Raw genomic sequence first — 17662 nt, forward strand, 5'->3', positions numbered from 1 at the left:
GTGGTGCCCTTCGCAGGTAGTGTCACGGTGAAGGCGCGTCCGGCGCGCTTCGGTTCCCGCAAGGATAGGACGACCGTCCCCGCGATGCCAGACGTCGGGCGGAAATCCCCCAGCGTCGCTTGACCGCAGGAAGGAGATATCGATCGCCTGAAACTTCGCCGGGCGCGGCACGTGTCTTGGTCAAGGCAAACGCAATTCCTGTATCACGTGGGAACATTCGACATGACACGATCCAAGCATTCCAACCCCCGTCGCACGATCGGCCCTATCGCCGCGATTGCGACCGCGGCGACGGTCGGCCTCCTGTCCGGGGCCCAGGCCGCACCGCTGAACCTGAACGTCGCGTTCGACGTCGGCCGCGGACAAGTCCAACCCAACACGTTCCCCAGCGATCCCGTCGGCCTCGACGGGGCGCGCTTCGCGATCGACGCGACCTTCGCCGACGGGGCGACGTTCGATCGCTCGTTCGCATCCGCGGAGACGACGACGGTCACGATCACCGGGGCGTCCGTGGCGTCCACCAACGGTACCTTTGACGTCATGCAGAACGTGGGTCTGTTCCAAGGCAGCACGGGGGGTGGCTTCGGCCTGCTGGCGGGCGGCTCGTTCTTCAGCTTCCTGAACGGGTTCGCGGTCCCGGACATCATCCGGTCCGTCAAGCTGGACGCGAACGGAACCGTCGGCGCGCAGTCGAACGGCAGCCCGGTGACCTTGTCGCTGCTGCAGGGCCTGTCCTTCCGCGGCATTCCCGAAACCGGGTCGGCCAGCCTCTTCTCGGGGTTCCAGAACTCGAACTACACGATCGGAAACTTCTCCATCTCCGCATCCGAGGTCATGGACGTGGCACCAGTCCCGCTGCCGGCCGCGTTGCCCGCCCTGTTGCTGGGCTTGGCGGCGATGGGCGTCGTGACGCGCCGTTGCAAGACGGCGGCGGCCGTCTGAGACCTGCGATGGGGGGGACCACCTCCCCATCGCCCCACCGATCACCGTGGCCGCAGGAGACGGCCGATCTGCGATCCGCTCGCGACTTCGGCCATGCCGACACGACAATGGGACCCGGGATCGCCCGGCCTTGCGCCCTTCGCCTGCAGCCGACGACGGGCGATCGCCTCCAGCCTGTCTTTCTCGGCGTCGTCGTCGACGAACGCGTCGATCTCGGCCGCGGAGTAACCCATATCCTCGGCGGCCGACCGGAGCGCCAGAAGGTAGCGCAGGCCACGGAACCTACGCCCGTCGATGTCGGGGCAAACCTCCGCGATCTCGTAGGCGATGCCGACCGTGATCAGCCCCTCCGTGATGCCCCGCTCGTCCGCAAGGTCGGCGGATGCCACGGCGGGCAAGTACGCCAACGCCCCGATCAGTCCCAAGCTCCGCAAGATCGATACCCCTCCTGCCCTCCGACGCCCGGACACAGGTCGCGCCGCCACCGGCGTCATGCAATAGCGGGCGGCATCACATCGCGTTGCAGGACCGCAAGGTCAGCGCGCGATGCACGTGCCCGCAAGGGTGACGGTGCCGCCCTCCTCCAGGCGGACCTGTTCCACCGGACGGTCGGGCGAGACGGACCAGGCCACGTCCGTCCCGCCGAAGCGCGACAGGCAGTGCCCATGGGCCCGGACGCGTCCGGCTTCCAGCGCACCGACGACCGATCGCGCCGCACCGCGCGTGGTCACGACGAAGCCGCGCCGGTCGGGTCCGGTCGAGGCAAGGCGGGAGCGGAACCGCACGCCGCCGACCTCCACCGATTGGCCCCGCAAGCCGTTGCCGCCGAAGGGGCGCGAATCCCCCGATCCGATGCCGGAGAACCCGCAGGCCGACAGGGACAGCAGCAGCGTGAGGGCGAGCGGAAGTCGCAGGATCATGGCGGGGTCCTTCACAAGTGGTCGGCCCGTCCATACCCGGTGCCACCCCCGGCGGGAAGTGGCTGCCCCATCAGGTCAGCGCACCCCACAGACCCATCAAGGCCAGCACCAGGATGCACAGGGTGCCGACGGACCAGAACGCGGACCGCAGGGGCTGTATCTCGGTCCCGATATGGACCGCCGCGGTGGCGATGCGCGCGACAAGGAAGACGGACGCGAACAGGTTGACCCAGAAGGGAGCGGTTCCCGTCAGAACAGCCGCGAGCAGGGCCGCGACGAACGGTCCCGTCGTCTCGATCGCGTTCCGGAACGCGCGGTCGCGGCGATAGTACGGGTCGGAATAGTCCCGCTGCGGCATGCCCGAACTGGTCCGCGCGCGGGGTTTTCCAATGACGGACAAGGCCCCGAGGATAGTCATCAGGATCGCCCAGCCGGCTAGCGATGCGAGGGCATGGGAGTATGCGTTGGAGATCGAGCGGATCGTAAGTACTGCACGTTCAGTCTCGGTTAGACGACGAACTTCAAACTGGTCCATTGGGTGAAAAACCGACCCCTCCCCTGCGTTCTGGGCTGCTACCGCCGTACCAAGAATGCCAAATGCAATCAAAATACTCAAACCCGTGCCTTTCAGAACCATGCTTTGTCCCCCTGCACGTAATCCCGATCGAAGCGCTCGTCGGACTTCACCAAATAGATCACCGCTTCCACGAAGGCGATGAAGCCTACGATGGCGGACGGAATGAATAGCAGGAGGAACCCCAGCGTGGAGCCGGCGAGCATGACGACCCCGGCCGTCGTCTTCCCGAGATAGAACTTGTGGATGCCCAGACCGCCCAGGAAGAAGGCTAGCAGCGCGGCGACGAGCTTGTTCTTGTCGTTCCAGCCCCCGATCGCGGATCCGGCTTGCGACCGGGCATAGATGTCCCGCGCCCGCCCGTCGTGGGCGACGAAATCGACCTGCGTGCCCGGTCGCGCGATGTCCGCGCCATCGGGCAGGTCCGCCGGTCCGAACGTATAGCGTTCGCCGTCGTCGCCGCTGATGACGCCGCGTCCCGCGCCGTCCCTGTCGAAGCTCAGTATCTCGCCGCGCATCGCACGTCACCCCGCTCGCCCGGTTGCCATCCCTTCAGATGCGGGGACTGGATGCGCGACGGTCACTCCGCGGCGACCGCGGCCGTGACGCGGCCCGTCCGCTTGGCCTTGATCCGATCCTCGATCTCGTCGCGAAAATGCCGGACCAGGCCTTGGATCGGCCAGGCCGCTGCGTCGCCCAGGGCGCAGATCGTGTGGCCTTCGACCTGCTTGGTGACGTCGAGCAGCATGTCGATCTCCTCGACCTCCGCCTCGCCCTTCACCAAACGGTCCATGACCCGCATCATCCAGCCCGTGCCTTCCCGGCAGGGCGTGCATTGCCCACAGGATTCGTGCTTGTAGAACGCGGACAGCCGCCAGATCGCCTTTATGACGTCGGTGGACTGGTCCATCACGATCACCGCGGCCGTGCCCAGGCCCGACTTCTGCTCGCGCAGCCAGTCGAAATCCATGATCGCCTCCTTCGCGGTGGCGGCCGGCAGCATCGGCACGGACGACCCGCCCGGGATGATGGCCTTCAGGTTGTCCCACCCGCCCCGGATGCCACCGCAATGACGGTCGATCAATTCCTCGAACGGAATCGACATGGCCTCCTCGACCACGCAGGGGCGGTTCACGTGACCCGAGATGGCGAACAGCTTGGTGCCCGCGTTGTTCGGCCGCCCAAAGCCCGCGAACCATTCGGCGCCCCGGCGCAGGACCGTGGGGACGACGGCGATGGATTCGACGTTGTTGACCGTCGTGGGACAGCCATAGAGGCCCGCGCCCGCCGGGAAGGGCGGCTTCATGCGCGGCATGCCCTTCTTGCCTTCCAGCGACTCGATCAGGGCCGTCTCCTCACCGCAGATATAGGCGCCCGCGCCGTGGTGTAGATAGAGGTCGAAGTCCCAGCCGGATCCGGCCGCGTCGCGGCCCAAGAGCCCCGCGTCGTAGCATTCGTCGATGGCGGCCTGCAGCGCCTCCTTCTCGCGGATGTATTCGCCGCGGATGTAGATGTAGCAGCTATGCGCGCCCATCGCGAAGGAGGCGATCAGCGCGCCTTCGATCAGCGTGTGGGGATCGTGGCGCATGATCTCCCGGTCCTTGCAGGTGCCGGGCTCCGATTCGTCCGCGTTGATGACCAGATAGGCCGGGCGGCCATCGGACTCCTTGGGCATGAACGACCACTTCAGGCCCGTCGGGAAACCCGCGCCGCCACGACCGCGCAGGCCGCTGTCCTTCATGACCTGCACGATGCCGTCCCGGCCGAGGCCGATCAGGTCCGCGGTGCCGTCCCAATGGCCCCGCGCCTTGGCGCCCGCCAAGCTGCGATCCTGCATCCCATAGATGTTGGTGAAGATGCGGTCTTCGTCCTTCAGCATCACGACGTCTCCTTGCGGTCGCGCCACAGGCGCACGGCCTGCCAGCACGCATATCCCAGAACGGCCAGGGCGATCAGGTCGATCAGTCCGACCCAACGCAGCGGCCAGTCCAACCGCGCCGCGGCGAATTGCACCACCGCCCACGTGACGAAGGTGCCCAGGATCAGGGTGGCGATCCTGCGCTGCCGTCTGGCGACGTCTGCGCTGCGCTGCTGCGGGCCAGTCATCCCGGCCCTGTTGGCCCGCCGGGCGGGGGGCCGTCAAGCGCGCCCGCGGTCGCAGGCGCGCCCCGGTTCACCGGGCGGGCATCAATAGACGCCGCCGTCCTCCACCTTGCGCGAGAACTCGGTCGTTTCGCCGCCCGCCAGCGTCCGGGCCTGCTCGACCCACTCGTCGCGGCTGACGCGGCCCCTGAACCCTTCTAGGTTGGAATCGACCCAGCGGACCTCCTCCTCCGACCAGGCGGCGATCTGGTCGAGGTGATAGAAGCCCATGTCGTTCAGCATCGTCTCCAGCTTGGGGCCGACTCCCTTGATCTGCTTCAGGTCGTCGGGCTTGCCGTCCCGTGGCGCGTCCAGACGCGCCGGCTCGGCCTGCGGCCCGTCGGCGACGGGATGCATCGCCTCGTCCAGGCGATCGCGGTCATCCTTCAGGAGGGGGTCGACCTGCGTGACCGCGCGGTCGTCCACCTCACCCGCCGGCGCGGCGCCCTCCCTGCCGGAGATGGTCGGTTCACCCACCGAAGCGGACGGCGCGCTGGCGACGCGCTGGGCGCTGCCGCCGTCCTGCGGCGCGTCGCCCGCGCCCTCGACCTCGTTGTAGGACTGCGCCTTCTTCGTCGCGCTCGGGGTCGGGGCGGTCCCGCCCGTCGGGGCGGCCTGGTTGCGGTCGATCTCCTGCGGGTGGCCGACCAGCGGCTCCGGCGACACGACCTTGCCGTCGAGTGGGCTGGGCTGGGCCTGCGGGGTCGGATCGGTCGTCGCGCCGACGGGGCGGGCGACGCCGGGATCGTCCGCGTTGACCGGCGCGGGCGACGGGACCCGCGTGGCCTGCGCGGCCTGCACCGGCTGACCGGCCAGCTTCTGCCGCGGCGCGCGCAGGTCGGAGGGGTCGGCCTTCTGCACGTCCGATATCATCGAGAACGGAATCTCCGACCGGTGGGGCGACGGGGCTTGGGTCCGGGTCGCGGCTTCGGGGCTGGGCGCGGCGGCCTCGCCCGGCTGACCGGCCTGCGTGGCGCGGGCGCGGTCCTCGGTCGGGGCCTGCACGCCGCCCCGCGCGGTCGTCGGCGGCGCTGCGGGACGCCCGATCGTGGTGACCAGGACCAGGCCCAGGACCACGACGACCACGATCGCTCCGAAGGCGGCCTGCAGGAAGCTCCACCCCCCGAGGCCCAGCAGCATCACGAACGTGGCGGCCCCGGCCAGGCAGGCGACCCCGAAGGTGATCGCAGTGCTCTCCAACGTGCCGATCGGACGGATCTCTTCCTTCATGACGCTCTCCCACGCGGTCGGGCCGGTCGTGCGACGGCCCCAGTCAGACGGATGGGGGGGACGCGCGGCCCCGACCCCGCCCTGAACCTAGCACATCGGAACGCTGCGTCACGTCCCCGCAGGGGACGGACAGGCCTCAGCCCTTGGCGGACCCGGTGGAGTCGTCCGGGGTCGACGTCGATTCGGCAGCCGTCTTGGTGCCCGCCGGCTCCCCGTCGTCGTCGGTCGTTCCCGTGACCGCGGGGCGCGCGCCCTCGCCCAGCCCTTCGCCGGGCTTGCCCGCGGGGTCGGGCGCGACGGCGTCGATGTCGGGCCGGGCCTTCGCCTTGCCGTCCGAGCCGTCCACATTGGCATAGCCATCCGAACTGTCGCCACGGTCCCGGTCGGGTTCGCTGTCGCCCGGGATGCGCCCGCCCTGTCGCCCGTCGGGACCGTCGGGATGCATCATCTGGTCGCGCGACGCGACCTCCGTGTCCGGGTCGGCGTCGGCGGGACCGTGCCACGGCGTGCGCAACGGCACCTCCGTCCCGTCGATGCGCTTGACGGTATCGCCCAGCGCCGTGGCCAGGGCGATGGAGGCATTCGCCTCCTCCGAGGGCTCGTCGCCGTCGAGCGAGGTCAGACCGCCCAGGGGCTCCGACGCCCAGCGCCCGTTCTGCGGACCGGGCGTGGGCACCTCGCCCCCGCGAAGCTGGTCGATCAGCACCGTGAACCGTTCGATGGACAGATCCTCGTAATAGTCCTTGCCGATCTGGGCCATCGGCGCGTTCGCGCAGGCGCCCAGGCATTCCACCTCTTCCCACGACAGCAGACCGTCGTCGCTGACCTGATGCGGCTTCGGCGCGATCTTCTCGCGGCAGACCGCGACCAGATCCTCGGCCCCGCAGATCATGCACGACGTGGTGCCGCAGATCTGGATGTGCGCCGCCGTCCCGACGGGCTGGAGTTGGAACATGAAGTAGAAGGTCGCGACCTCCAGCGCGCGGATATAGGCCAGCCCCAGCATGTCGGCGACGTGCTCGATCGCGGGACGGGTCAGCCAGCCCTCCTGCTCCTGCGCGCGCCACAGCAGCGGGATGATCGCGCTGGCCTGGCGGCCTTCGGGGTACTTCGTCATCTGCGCCTCCGCCCAGGCCTGGTTGGCGGGCGTGAAGGCGAAGCTGTCGGGCTGTTGGGCGGCGAGGCGGCGGAGCATGACTAACCCTTATAATCCCTGCCGTAAGCGGCTTCATGAACTGTGGCGAGGTCTAGTGGTAAGCGGAGAATTACGCCTCGATCGCAGGCTGTATCCGCAGCACACTCGCTTGCGTCTACGTCAGCTTTAGCAATTGTCGCCCGGAACGCTTCGAAACTACTACGTGCATTACGCCCTGCTACGATCTCAAAAACCCTGAGGTCATCGAAAAACTCTTCCTCAACAGAAAGAACATCCCGGCTAGATAGATCGGGGAATCGTCCACGAATCGAAGCGTTTCCGGACTCGAACTGATAGTCCGCCACACGCAGACAGTTTAGCAGTACCTGATAGTCGCCATTCACCTCGTTAGCGTGACCGACAGGGGATAACGCAACCATCAAGCTAAGAGCCGCAACTAGGCTTCCTATCAACGGTCGATCTCCCCGAACACGACGTCCAGCGTCCCGATGATCGCCGCCACGTCCGCCAGCTGATGCCCCTTCGATAGGTGATCCATCGCCTGCAGGTGCAGATACCCCGGCGCGCGCAGCTTGGCGCGATAGGGTTTGTTGGACCCGTCGCTGACCATGTACACCCCGAACTCGCCCTTCGGCGCCTCCACGGCGGCATAGACCTCGCCCTCGGGCACGTGGAACCCTTCGGTGTAGAGCTTGAAGTGGTGGATCAGGCTCTCCATCGACGTCTTCATGTCGCCGCGCTTGGGCGGGGTCAGCTTGCCGCGGGCCAGGATGTCGCCCTGCCCTTCCGGTTCGCGCAGCTTGGCGATGGCCTGCCTCATGATCCGCAGCGATTGGCGCATCTCCTCCATCCGCACGAGGTAGCGGTCGTAGCAGTCGCCGTTCGTCCCCGTCGGGATCAGGAACTCGAACTCGTCGTAGAGCTCGTAGGGCTGGGCGCGCCGCAGGTCCCAGGCCATGCCCGACCCGCGGGCCATCACGCCCGACATGCCCCAGTCCAACACCTCCTGCTGGCTGACGACGCAGATGTCGACGTTGCGCTGCTTGAAGATGCGGTTCGCGGTGATCAGGCCATCGATGTCGGCCAGAACGGCGGGGAACGTCTCGGTCCACGCCTCGATGTCGTCCAACAGACCCGCGGGCAGGTCCTGATGCACCCCGCCCGGCCGGTTATAGGCCATGTGCATCCGTCCGCCCGACGCGCGCTCGCAGAAGACCATCAGCTTCTCGCGCTCCTCGAACCCCCAGAGCGGCGGGGTCAGGGCGCCGACGTCCATAGCCTGCGTGGTGACGTTCAGCAGGTGCGACAGGATGCGCCCGATCTCACAGTACAGGACGCGGATCAGGCTGGCGCGGCGGGGCACCTGCACGCCGGTCAGCTTCTCGATCGCCAGGCACCAGGCGTGTTCCTGGTTGAACGGCGCCACGTAGTCCAGCCGGTCCAGGTACGGCAGGTTCTGCAGGTAGGTCCGGCTCTCCATCAGCTTCTCGGTCCCGCGATGCAGCAGGCCGATATGCGGGTCGCAGCGCTCCACGATCTCGCCGTCCAGCTCCAGCACCAGGCGCAGCACACCGTGCGCCGCCGGGTGCTGGGGGCCGAAGTTGAGGTTGAAATTACGGATCTTCTGCTCGCCCGTCTGGGCGTCGGAGAAGCCGCGCGGGTCCAGGTCGCCGTCCATCATGTCATGCTCCTGTCCAAAGTCGAACGATCACGCCGCCGATTACGGCTCCGGCGGCGAGCAGGGCGATCGCCACCTTGAGGAACTCGGTCCGCGCCTGACGTTCCTTCAGGTCGATATCCGCCTTGAATTGTCTGTTCTCGTCGACCCGCCTGGCGATGCGCGCCTCGATCTCGTCGAGTTGCAGGACCTTTAGCTGCGTATCGACCAAAAGATTCCTGAACCGGATCTCGTTCTCTTCTCCATCGGCGACCGCCATCACCCCTTCTCCCCCTTCTCGTCGCCCGGCAGCACGTATTCCGCGCCCTCCCAGGGGGACATGAAGTCGAACTGCCGGTACTCGTGGGTCAGGCTGACGGGTTCGTAAACGACGCGCTTCTGCACCTCGTCGTAGCGGCATTCGGTGTAGCCCGTCGTCGGGAAGTCCTTGCGCAGCGGATGGCCGCGGAAGCCGTAATCGGTCAGGATCCGCCGCAGGTCGGGGTGGCCGCTGAACAGGATGCCGAACATGTCGAACACCTCCCGCTCGAACCAGTTGGCGGACGGGTGGATGTCGGTGATCGATGGCACCATCTCGTCGGGGCGGACGCGCACGCGCAGCCGGATGCGCTGGTTCCGGTGCATCGACAGGAAATGGTACACCACGACGAACCGCTTGGCGTCCCCGGGATGGTCGACCGCCGTGATGTCCACGAGCGACGTGAAGTTGCACGTCTCGTCGGTGCGCAGGAACTCCACCAGCGCGGGGACGTCCGACGCCACGGCGTCGAGCGACAGCTCGCCCCGGTCGATGGACGAGCCGGACACCAGGTCGGGATGCTTCAGCTCGACATGGGCCTGCAACTCCTCCAGCGCGTCGGCGGGGGCGAAGTGCGGGGTGACGACGAGTGCCATGGCCAAGCCTCCCTCAGCGGACCAGGGTGCCGGTGCGGCGGATCTTGCGCTGCAGCTGCAACAACCCATAGAGCAGCGCCTCCGCCGTGGGCGGGCAGCCGGGGACGTACAGGTCCACCGGCACGATGCGGTCGCAGCCCCGCACCACGCTGTAGCTGTAATGGTAGTAGCCGCCGCCGTTCGCGCAGGACCCCATGGACAGCACATAGCGCGGTTCGGGCATCTGGTCATAGACCTTGCGCAGCGCGGGCGCCATCTTGTTGGTCAGCGTTCCCGCCACGATCATCAAGTCCGATTGGCGCGGGCTCGCGCGCGGGGCCATGCCGAAGCGCTCGGCGTCGTAGCGCGGCATCGCGGTGTGCATCATCTCGACCGCGCAGCAGGCCAGGCCGAACGTCATCCAGTGCAGCGAGCCGGTGCGCGCCCAGTTGATGATGTCCTCTGTCGACGTCAGAAGGAAGCCCTTGTCCGTCAACTCCCGGTTCAGAAGCTGGGTGGCGTGTTCCTTGTCGGCGTCCGCGGTGTTCAGCCCGGTCTGCAAACCCATGCGACGTCTCCTTCGGATGGCGGCCGCGGCGTCTGGTCCGGCGGGCGCGGGGGCGGTCTAGCCCGCCCCAAATACGGGGTCAACGCACCCCTGCTACAGGACAGATAGGTCGTCCCGGGACGGTTTGCGATGCGACCGCAGCGCACGCGGGGACGGGCCGTCGCGTCCCGATCCAACCATCGCGGGCGTCCTTCGGCCCCGGCGCCACCAGGGAGCCGCGGGTGCGCTCACTCCCAGTCGAGCGCGCCCTTCCTCCATTCATAGGCGAAGCCCACCGTCAGCACGGCCAGGAAGACCATCATCGACCAGAAGGCCGCATCCGACAGGCCCGCGAAGCTGACCGCCCAGGGGAACAGCATCGCGATCTCCAGGTCGAAGATGATAAACAGGATGGCCACGAGATAGAACCGGACGTCGAACTTCATGCGGGCATCGTCGAAGGCGTTGAACCCGCATTCGTAGGCCGACACCTTCTCGGGGTCGGGATTGCGTACCGCCAGGATCACGGCCGCCAATATCAGCACCAATCCCAGGCCCACCGCCACGCCCAGGAAGACCAGGATGGGCAGGTACTCGCGCAGCATCTCGTCCATGGGTCGCCTCCGGTGTCGCGGTCCGGGGACGGGTCTAGGTCGCCCCGCGCGGGCGGTCAACGGGCCCCGGGGGCGTCAGTCGAAACGCCACAGGATCACTGCCACGACCATCACGACGCGGCGCAGCAGGCCCACCCCGTCCGCCTTCAGGGCCGACCCGAACAGCCCGGCGGCGGCGACGCGGTTCCACCCGGCCTCCAGCGTCCAGTCGTGCAGGGCGGCGGCCTTCAGGTACCGGGGGTCGTGGCGGTCGAAGACCAGACCCGCCCAGCGCGGAATGGACACGTCGAACACGTAGCCGGGCGGCACCGTGACCCACAGGCCGGATCCCACGCGCCCGACCTCCCACGGCAGGGCGGCGGTCGTGCGGAACAGCGCGCCGGGCCCCGGAACGGGCTCGTACCAGTCCGCCAGTTCGGTGAATCGCGACACGGACGCTCAGCGCAGGGCCGCCACCGCCGCGGGGGAGGGCACGCCGTCCGCCGTACGTCCGGTCGCGGCCTGCCACCGCGCCAGGGCCGCGCGGCTGCGGTCGCCGAACACGCCGTCGGGCGTGCCCGCGTCGAACCCCGCCGCGCTCAACCCGCGCTGCAACGCGATCCGATCCTCCAGCGTCAAGCCGTTCGCGTCGGGTCCGAAGGCGGCGCGCAGTGGCCCGCCCCCCGCGATGCGGTCCGACAGGTACCCCACCGCCAGCGCATAGTTGTCGGAGTTGTTGTACCGCTTGATCACGTCGAAGTTGCGCCCCACGGCGAAGACCGGGCCACCCGCATCGGGGCGAAGCGTGCGTCCGCCCGTCCCCGGCGCGACCTCGCGCCCCCAGGCCTCGCCGCGCCGCCAGCCGGATCGCGACAGGTACGCCGCGGTGGAGGCCAGGGCGTCGGTCGGATCGTCGGACCAGATGTCGCGGCGCCCGTCGCCGGTGAAGTCGACCGCGAAGGACTGGAACGACGTGGGGATGAACTGGGTGTGCCCCATGGCACCCGCCCAGCTGCCGACCATCCGCTCCGGCGTCACGTCGCCCCTCTGCAGGATGCGCAGGGCGGCCAGCAGCTGCGCCTCGAAGAACCGGCCCCGCCGTCCTTCGTAGGCCAGCGTGGAGGTGGACGACACGACCGGCACGGTCCCTCGCCGCGCGCCGTACCGGCTCTCGATGCCCCAGATCGCGGCCACGATCGGGGCGGGCACGCCGTACCGCCCCTCGATCGCCCGCAGCGTCCCGCTCTGCCGGGCGAAGGCGGCGCGGCCTTCCGCCACCCGCGCCTCGGAGGCGACCAGTTGGAGGTAATCCTCGAACCCGCGGCGGAACTCGGCCTGGTTGCGGTCGCGCTCGATCACGCCGGGCAGGAAGCCCGCCCCGCGGAACGCTGATTCGAGCGTTCCCGCCCCGATTCCCTCCGCGGCGGCTCGTCCGCGGAAGGCGGCGACCCAGGCATCCCAGCCTGCATCGGGCACCGGGCGGAAGGTCGGCGCCGCCGCGGCGGGCACGCCGCCCGGGGTGGCGGCGCAACCGCCAAGCACCAGCAACGACACGCAGAATCCACGCCGGTCCAACATCGCGGCAACCCTTTCCCGTCCCATTCGAATCGGTTGATGGACCGTTCCCGTTCGAATTGAAAACAATTCGTTCCTCTTTCTACTCGAACTCGTCTCTTGCGCGGCGAAAGTTTGCCGTTAGTTTGTATCGCCGGGGGCCCAAGTGTTTGTTAAAGGGCCGTTTTTGTTATGGGTAAAGAGTTGTCTACACGTGATCAGATCGTCGAAGGGGCGTTCGCCGCCCTGCTGCGCCACGGGCTTCCCAACATGTCGTTCGACCGCATCGCCCAGATGGCGGGCACGTCGCGGCAGTTGGTGCGCTATCACTTCAAGGACCACGACACGCTGATGCTGGCCGTCTGCGCCCGGCTGGAGGCCGAGTACAAGGACGCCATCCGTTCGTGCCTCGCCCTGCCGACGGGCGACCGCAGCCGTCTGGACCTGATCCTCGACTTCCACTTCGACCTCGTGGGCGCGGTGCCGAAGCCCGCCGACGAACGGGTGTACGACGCGCTGATGTCGCGGGCCGCCGAATCCGCCCCCGTGCGGGAGGCCCTGCGCCGTCAGAGCGTGGCGCTCGGCCGCTTCGTCTCGGACGCCGTCGCGCGGGAGCATCCGTCCCTCGGCGCCGACCGGTGCGACGAGATCGCCTATGTGTTCGTGGCGACGATGTACGGGCACTGGAAGCTCGTCCGCACGCTGGGGCTGTCCGAACGCCACCGCGAGGTCGCGCGCGACGCGCTGGATCGCATCATCGCGTCCCATTTGGCGACGGCCGACGCCCCGGCGGCAGGCGGAATATGGGAACTCCAGCCGCAGGCCCACGACGCGCGTCCGGCCCGGGCGTGACCCCCGCCGCCATGCGGGCGTGGCGCGGCGCCGGGACGGATCGGGTCCGTTTCCTCGGCCGGGGGAACGGACCGCGCCGGCGCGGTCCGCTCATTCCGGCGACCAGTCCGGGCGACGTTTCTCCAGGAAGGCGGAGATCCCTTCCCGCGCCTCCGGATCCGCCCAGCGCTCCGTCAGCGCCGCGACGCCCGCCTCGACGGTCGCGCGGTCGATGCGCGGCCCCGACCGGCGGACCAGCGCCTTCGCGGCCGCGACCGCCCCCGGCGCGCAGTCGAGATAGGGCGCGATCTCGGCCTCGACCGCCGCGTCCAGCTCGGCCGCCGGCACCACCCGCGCGACCAGGCCGAGCGTCCGGGCCTCCCCGGCGTCGAAACGGCGGGACGACATCAGCACGCGGCGCGCCGCGCCCTCCCCCATCCGCGCCACGACATAGGGGGCGATGGTCGCGGGGATCAGACCCAGCCGCGTTTCCGTCAGGCCGAAGCGGGCGTCTTCGGTGGCCACCACCACGTCGCACAGGCAAGCCAGGCCCACGCCCCCGCCGAACGCGCCGCCCTGCACCGCGCCGATCAACGGGACCGGCATCTCGTTCAGCGCGCGCAGCATGTCGGCCAACCGCCACGCCTCCCGCGTGCGGGTGGCGGGATCCGCGTCCATCTGGTCCAGCATCCAGCGCAGGTCGCCGCCCGCGCAGAACATCGGCCCCGACCCGCGCAGGACGGCCACCCGGGCCTGCGGGTCGGCGGCGAAGGCGGACAGGTCATCCATCATCGCCGCCGTCAGGGCGTTGCGCATGTCGGGCCGGTCCAGCCACACGGTCGCCACGCCGCGGCCGTCGCGCTCCACCCGGACGGTCATGCCGCCCCCCGACCGGGCACCGCGCCGCCCGCCGCGATCCAGTCGTCGTGAAGCCATGCCATGCGGTTGCAGAACCACGCCTTCGGCAGCACGGTCAGGACCACGCCGAACGCGGTCCAGGCGGGCCAAAGCGCCCACAGGCCCCAGCCCAGCACCGCGGCGCCCGGCAGGCTGGCCCATGTCAGCAGGACGGCGGCCCGACGGTGATGGGCCGAAATGCGGTCGCGATGCACCAGGAACACCCGTTCCCCCAGCACCGCCCGCGTGGGCCAGGCATCCAGGCGCGGAGGCGCCGCGAACAGGCGCGGGTTCGCCCAGGTCCACGCCAGCGCCAACCCGATCGGCACCAGGGCCCATGCCCCGAACCAGACCCGGCTGTACACGGCCAGGGCCAGCAAGGGCAGGACCGTGAACCGCGACCACACGGAGGCCGGGCTCGCATGGCGTGCCCAGGCCGCGTCGTCCATCCCCATCAACCGCTCCGCGCCCCGCCAGACGTCCATCATCCGTTCCCCCGCATCCGTCGCGCCATCGCAGCACACGCCGCCACGGCATCGGCGTCCAGCCCCGTCTCGAACCCCGCGTCGCGCAGATGGGCCAGCACCGCCTCCGTGGCGACGTTGCCCGCGGCCCCGGGCGCATACGGACAGCCGCCCAGCCCCCCGACCGCGGCGTCGAAGACCCGCAGCCCGTGGTCCAGCGCCACGTCGACGTTCGCCAGAGCGCCCCCCGCGGTGTCGTGGAAGTGCCCCGCCAGCCGGTCCGGCGCCACCGCCCCGCAGACGGCCGCCAGCATCGCATCGACCCCCTCCGGGGTGGCGCGGCCGATCGTGTCGCCCAGGCTGACCTCGTGACATCCCATCGCGACGAACCGTTCCGCCAGGCGGGCCACCGCCTCCGGGGCGACCGCGCCGTCGAAGGGACATTCGACCACGCAGGACAGGTATCCCCGTACCGGCACGCCATCGGCCGCCGCCCGGCTTGCAACCGGTTGCAGACGATCCATCACGTCCGCCACCGGCGCGTTCAGGTTCGCCCGGCTGAACCCGTCCGACACGCTGGCGAAGATCGCGACCTCGTCCACCCCCGCCGCCCGCGCGGCTGCATAGCCGCGCGCGTTGGGCACCAGCGCGGCATAGCGCACGCCCGGCCTGCGGCGGATCGCGCCCATCACCGCCGCCCCGTCCGCCAGTTGCGGCACCCAGGCCGCGGACACGAAGGACGTGACCTCCACCCGCGCGAAGCCGCAGCCCGACAGCGCGTCGACCAGCCCGACCTTCTCGGCCGTGGGGACGATCCGCCGCTCCGCCTGCAGGCCGTCGCGGGGGCCGACCTCCACGATCTCGACGCGCCCGCTCATCCGGCCAGCCGGATCAGCGCCGCCCCCGCCGCCACGGGCGTCCCCGCAGCGGCCAGGACCTCCGCCACCGTGCCGTCGCGGGGCGCGCGCAGGGCGTGCTCCATCTTCATCGCCTCCAGGACCGCCAGGCGGTCGCCCGCCGCCACCGCGTCACCGACCGCCACCCGCACCTCGCGCAGCAGACCGGGCATGGGCGCCGTCACCACGTCCGCGCCCGGTGCCTCCGCCTCCGCCGGCGCCAGGGGGTCCGCCACGGCGAAGCCGTACACGTTGCCCCAGAACACGTGGACCGCGTCCCCGTCCCGGACGGCGTCCGCGGCGACGGAGTCCCCGTCGATGCGCCATCGCGCCCCATCACGGACGATCTCGTGCACGGCGTCGCCCAGCGTGGCGCGGAACCGACCCGGCCCCAGCACGGCGACCCGGACCTCGAACCCCTCCCCCTGCCAGACGAGGGGCTGGACCCAGGCCAACGGCGCCCACAGGGCGAAGCCCTGCCAGGGCCCCCCGTCCCCGTCGGCCAGGCCCAGCGCGGCCAGCGCGGCCAGCGACCGCGACCGCGTGCACGGCACGGGGCGATCGGTCAGGGCGGCCCCTTTGCGCGCGATCAGGCCGGTATCGACGTCGCCCGCGACGACGTCCGGGTCGCGGACCAGGCGGCGCAGGAAGGACAGGTTGGTCGCCGTCCCCGCCACGCGGGCGTTCGACAGCGCGTGGTCCACCTTGGCCAGCGCGGCGGCGCGCGTCGGCGCATGGGCGATCACCTTGGCGATCATCGGATCGTAGTCTGGGCCGATCGGGTCCCCCGCCGCCACGCCCGCATCCACCCGCACGGTCGGGGGGAACGACAGATGGGTCAGCTGCCCCGTCGCGGGCAGGAAGCCGTTCGCCGGATCCTCCGCGTAAAGTCGAACCTCGACCGCGTGGCCGTCCAGCGACAGGTCGTCCTGCTCCACCCACAGGGGTTCGCCCGCCGCCACGCGCAGCTGCCACTCGACCAGGTCGATGCCGGTCACGGCCTCCGTCACCGGATGCTCCACCTGCAGGCGGGTGTTCATCTCCAGAAAGAAGAACCGATCCGCCCGCAAGCCGTCCGTGGCGTCGGCCACGAACTCGACCGTGCCCGCGCCGCCGTAACCGATGGCCTCCGCGGCGCGGACGGCCGCCGCGCCCATGGCATCGCGCAGGGCGGGGCTCATGCCGGGGGCGGGCGCCTCCTCCAGCACCTTCTGGTGGCGGCGCTGGAGCGAGCAGTCCCGCTCGAACAGGTGGACCGCGCGCGTGCCGTCGCCGAAGACCTGCACCTCCACGTGGCGGGGGCGGTCGATTAACCGCTCGATCAGGACGCGGTCGTCGCCGAACGCGCCCCGCGCCTCCGCCCGCGCCGCGCCCAGCGCGTCGGCGAAGTCGCCCGGCGCGTGCACCGCGCGCATCCCCTTGCCGCCACCACCCGCCACGGCCTTGATCAGCACCGGATAGCCGACCGCCGCCGCCGCATCCGCGAGGGCCGCGTCCGACTGGTCCGCGCCTTCGTGGCCCGGCACGACGGGCACGCCGGCCTCGCGCATCGCGGCCTTGGCGGCGTCCTTGCGGCCCATGATCCGCATCGCCCGTGCCGACGGGCCCACGAAAACCAGCCCCGCCGCCGCCACGGCGTCGGCGAACTCCGCGTTCTCCGACAGGAAGCCGTATCCCGGATGCACCGCCTGCGCGCCAGTGGCCCGCATCGCGTCCACGATGGCGTCCCCGCGCAGATAGCTGTCGGCAGGCGCAGCCCCCCCCAGGCGGACCGCCCTGTCGGCCAGGGCCACGTGGGGGGCGTCCGCGTCCGCGTCGGAATACACGGCCACCGTGGCGATCCCCATGCGGCGGCAGGTGCGGATGACCCGACACGCGATCTCGCCCCGATTGGCGATCAGGACGGTACGGAACATCGTCAGATCCGCTCGACCAGGCGGAAGCGTTCGCACAGCAGGATCATGTCGGGCGACCACCCACCGTTGCGGGTGAAGAAGGCGACATGCCCGGCCCGCCACTCGTCGAAGGTCCCCTCCCCCTCGGCCAGGGCGAAGGCCTCCGGGACGGCATCGAACGGCAGTTCCGTCACCGCGATCGTCTCGATCACAGCGGCAGGGGTCCCGTCCCAGCGGCACGCCACGTCGCGCCGACCCACGACGGGCCGGTCCGGATCGCCGGGGGGATAGTCGCGCAGCGCCCCGCAGGTGGCCGTCTTGACGCCGGACAGCACAAGGTCGGTCAGCGCATCGCACAGCGTCGGCCCGTCGCCGAAGCGGAACGGGGTCGCGCCGGGATGACGGGCGAGGACGGGGGCGAGCGCGGGGTGCGGGGGGACGTCGGACACGGAACGAAGCCTATCACCGCG

Annotated in this window: 22 protein-coding genes; 2 read left to right on the forward strand and 20 right to left on the reverse strand. The window is 70.0% G+C overall.

Going from position 1 to position 17662, the window contains the following annotated elements:
• Positions 1 to 222: 222 nt before the first annotated feature.
• Positions 223 to 942, forward strand: coding sequence for a hypothetical protein (locus tag P0084_RS14260; protein WP_308917538.1), 720 nt, complete (start codon positions 223 to 225; stop codon positions 940 to 942).
• Positions 943 to 983: 41 nt separating this feature from the next.
• Here the strand turns inward: P0084_RS14260 and P0084_RS14265 are convergent, their stop codons facing one another.
• From P0084_RS14265 to P0084_RS14335, 15 genes are all read right to left on the reverse strand, one after another.
• On the reverse strand, positions 984 to 1376 hold the full coding sequence (locus P0084_RS14265) for a DUF5333 domain-containing protein (protein ID WP_308917539.1): 393 nt from the start codon (positions 1374 to 1376) through the stop codon (positions 984 to 986).
• Positions 1377 to 1478: 102 nt separating this feature from the next.
• Positions 1479 to 1862 (reverse strand): hypothetical protein, encoded by a 384-nt coding sequence (locus tag P0084_RS14270; protein ID WP_308917540.1) that lies wholly within the window; start codon positions 1860 to 1862, stop codon positions 1479 to 1481.
• Between the two features lie 70 nt (positions 1863 to 1932).
• Positions 1933 to 2343: an MAPEG family protein gene (locus P0084_RS14275; protein ID WP_374213666.1), complete on the reverse strand. Its 411-nt coding sequence runs from the start codon at positions 2341 to 2343 to the stop codon at positions 1933 to 1935.
• 146 nt (positions 2344 to 2489) lie between these two features.
• Positions 2490 to 2954 carry a TM2 domain-containing protein gene (locus P0084_RS14280; protein WP_308917541.1) on the reverse strand — a complete coding sequence of 155 codons (465 nt, stop codon included), beginning with the start codon at positions 2952 to 2954 and terminating at the stop codon, positions 2490 to 2492.
• 62 nt (positions 2955 to 3016) lie between these two features.
• Positions 3017 to 4315 (reverse strand): NADH-quinone oxidoreductase subunit NuoF, encoded by a 1299-nt coding sequence (nuoF, locus tag P0084_RS14285; RefSeq protein WP_308917542.1) that lies wholly within the window; start codon positions 4313 to 4315, stop codon positions 3017 to 3019.
• Positions 4315 to 4542, reverse strand: a complete 228-nt coding sequence (locus tag P0084_RS14290; RefSeq protein ID WP_308917543.1) for a DUF5337 family protein — start codon at positions 4540 to 4542, stop codon at positions 4315 to 4317. The genes nuoF and P0084_RS14290 overlap by 1 nt, the downstream gene beginning before the upstream one ends.
• An 81-nt stretch (positions 4543 to 4623) precedes the next feature.
• Positions 4624 to 5808, reverse strand: coding sequence for a hypothetical protein (locus P0084_RS14295; protein WP_308917544.1), 1185 nt, complete (start codon positions 5806 to 5808; stop codon positions 4624 to 4626).
• Between the two features lie 136 nt (positions 5809 to 5944).
• Complete coding sequence (gene nuoE, locus P0084_RS14300) at positions 5945 to 7003, reverse strand: NADH-quinone oxidoreductase subunit NuoE (RefSeq protein ID WP_308917545.1); 1059 nt, start codon at positions 7001 to 7003, stop codon at positions 5945 to 5947.
• 409 nt (positions 7004 to 7412) lie between these two features.
• Positions 7413 to 8645, reverse strand: a complete 1233-nt coding sequence (locus P0084_RS14305; RefSeq protein WP_308917546.1) for an NADH-quinone oxidoreductase subunit D — start codon at positions 8643 to 8645, stop codon at positions 7413 to 7415.
• A 1-nt stretch (position 8646) separates the two neighbouring features.
• A complete protein-coding gene (locus P0084_RS14310; RefSeq protein WP_308917547.1) occupies positions 8647 to 8901 on the reverse strand; it encodes a hypothetical protein in 255 nt (84 codons plus the stop codon).
• Positions 8901 to 9536 (reverse strand): NADH-quinone oxidoreductase subunit C, encoded by a 636-nt coding sequence (locus P0084_RS14315; RefSeq protein ID WP_308917548.1) that lies wholly within the window; start codon positions 9534 to 9536, stop codon positions 8901 to 8903. Before P0084_RS14315 ends, P0084_RS14310 begins: the two co-directional genes overlap by 1 nt.
• Before the next feature lie 13 nt (positions 9537 to 9549).
• Complete coding sequence (locus tag P0084_RS14320) at positions 9550 to 10083, reverse strand: NuoB/complex I 20 kDa subunit family protein (protein WP_308917549.1); 534 nt, start codon at positions 10081 to 10083, stop codon at positions 9550 to 9552.
• Positions 10084 to 10310: 227 nt separating this feature from the next.
• On the reverse strand, positions 10311 to 10676 hold the full coding sequence (locus P0084_RS14325) for an NADH-quinone oxidoreductase subunit A (RefSeq protein WP_308917550.1): 366 nt from the start codon (positions 10674 to 10676) through the stop codon (positions 10311 to 10313).
• A 75-nt stretch (positions 10677 to 10751) separates the two neighbouring features.
• Positions 10752 to 11108 (reverse strand): DUF1353 domain-containing protein, encoded by a 357-nt coding sequence (locus P0084_RS14330; RefSeq protein WP_308917551.1) that lies wholly within the window; start codon positions 11106 to 11108, stop codon positions 10752 to 10754.
• A gap of 6 nt (positions 11109 to 11114) precedes the next feature.
• Positions 11115 to 12233, reverse strand: a complete 1119-nt coding sequence (locus P0084_RS14335) for a lytic murein transglycosylase (protein ID WP_308917552.1) — start codon at positions 12231 to 12233, stop codon at positions 11115 to 11117.
• Positions 12234 to 12413: 180 nt separating this feature from the next.
• On the opposite strand from P0084_RS14335, the gene P0084_RS14340 reads away from it, so the two are divergent.
• Complete coding sequence (locus P0084_RS14340) at positions 12414 to 13061, forward strand: TetR/AcrR family transcriptional regulator (RefSeq protein WP_308917553.1); 648 nt, start codon at positions 12414 to 12416, stop codon at positions 13059 to 13061.
• 90 nt (positions 13062 to 13151) lie between these two features.
• On the opposite strand, the gene P0084_RS14345 is transcribed toward P0084_RS14340, so the two are convergent.
• From P0084_RS14345 to P0084_RS14365, 5 genes are read right to left on the reverse strand one after another with little or no spacing between them, the layout of a single operon-like run.
• Positions 13152 to 13919, reverse strand: coding sequence for a crotonase/enoyl-CoA hydratase family protein (locus P0084_RS14345; RefSeq protein ID WP_308917554.1), 768 nt, complete (start codon positions 13917 to 13919; stop codon positions 13152 to 13154).
• Positions 13916 to 14425, reverse strand: coding sequence for a DUF6653 family protein (locus P0084_RS14350; protein ID WP_308917555.1), 510 nt, complete (start codon positions 14423 to 14425; stop codon positions 13916 to 13918). Before P0084_RS14350 ends, P0084_RS14345 begins: the two co-directional genes overlap by 4 nt.
• Positions 14422 to 15279 carry a hydroxymethylglutaryl-CoA lyase gene (locus tag P0084_RS14355; protein ID WP_308917556.1) on the reverse strand — a complete coding sequence of 286 codons (858 nt, stop codon included), beginning with the start codon at positions 15277 to 15279 and terminating at the stop codon, positions 14422 to 14424. The genes P0084_RS14350 and P0084_RS14355 overlap by 4 nt, the downstream gene beginning before the upstream one ends.
• Positions 15276 to 17213 (reverse strand): ATP-binding protein, encoded by a 1938-nt coding sequence (locus P0084_RS14360; protein ID WP_308917557.1) that lies wholly within the window; start codon positions 17211 to 17213, stop codon positions 15276 to 15278. The genes P0084_RS14355 and P0084_RS14360 overlap by 4 nt, the downstream gene beginning before the upstream one ends.
• Positions 17214 to 17215: 2 nt before the next feature.
• The gene (locus P0084_RS14365) at positions 17216 to 17641 is read right to left on the reverse strand and encodes an ASCH domain-containing protein (protein WP_308917558.1); all 426 of its coding nucleotides are present in this window, start codon (positions 17639 to 17641) and stop codon (positions 17216 to 17218) included.
• Positions 17642 to 17662: the final 21 nt, after the last annotated feature.

The organism is Jannaschia maritima (assembly GCF_030973515.1).
Lineage (GTDB): Bacteria > Pseudomonadota > Alphaproteobacteria > Rhodobacterales > Rhodobacteraceae > Jannaschia > Jannaschia maritima.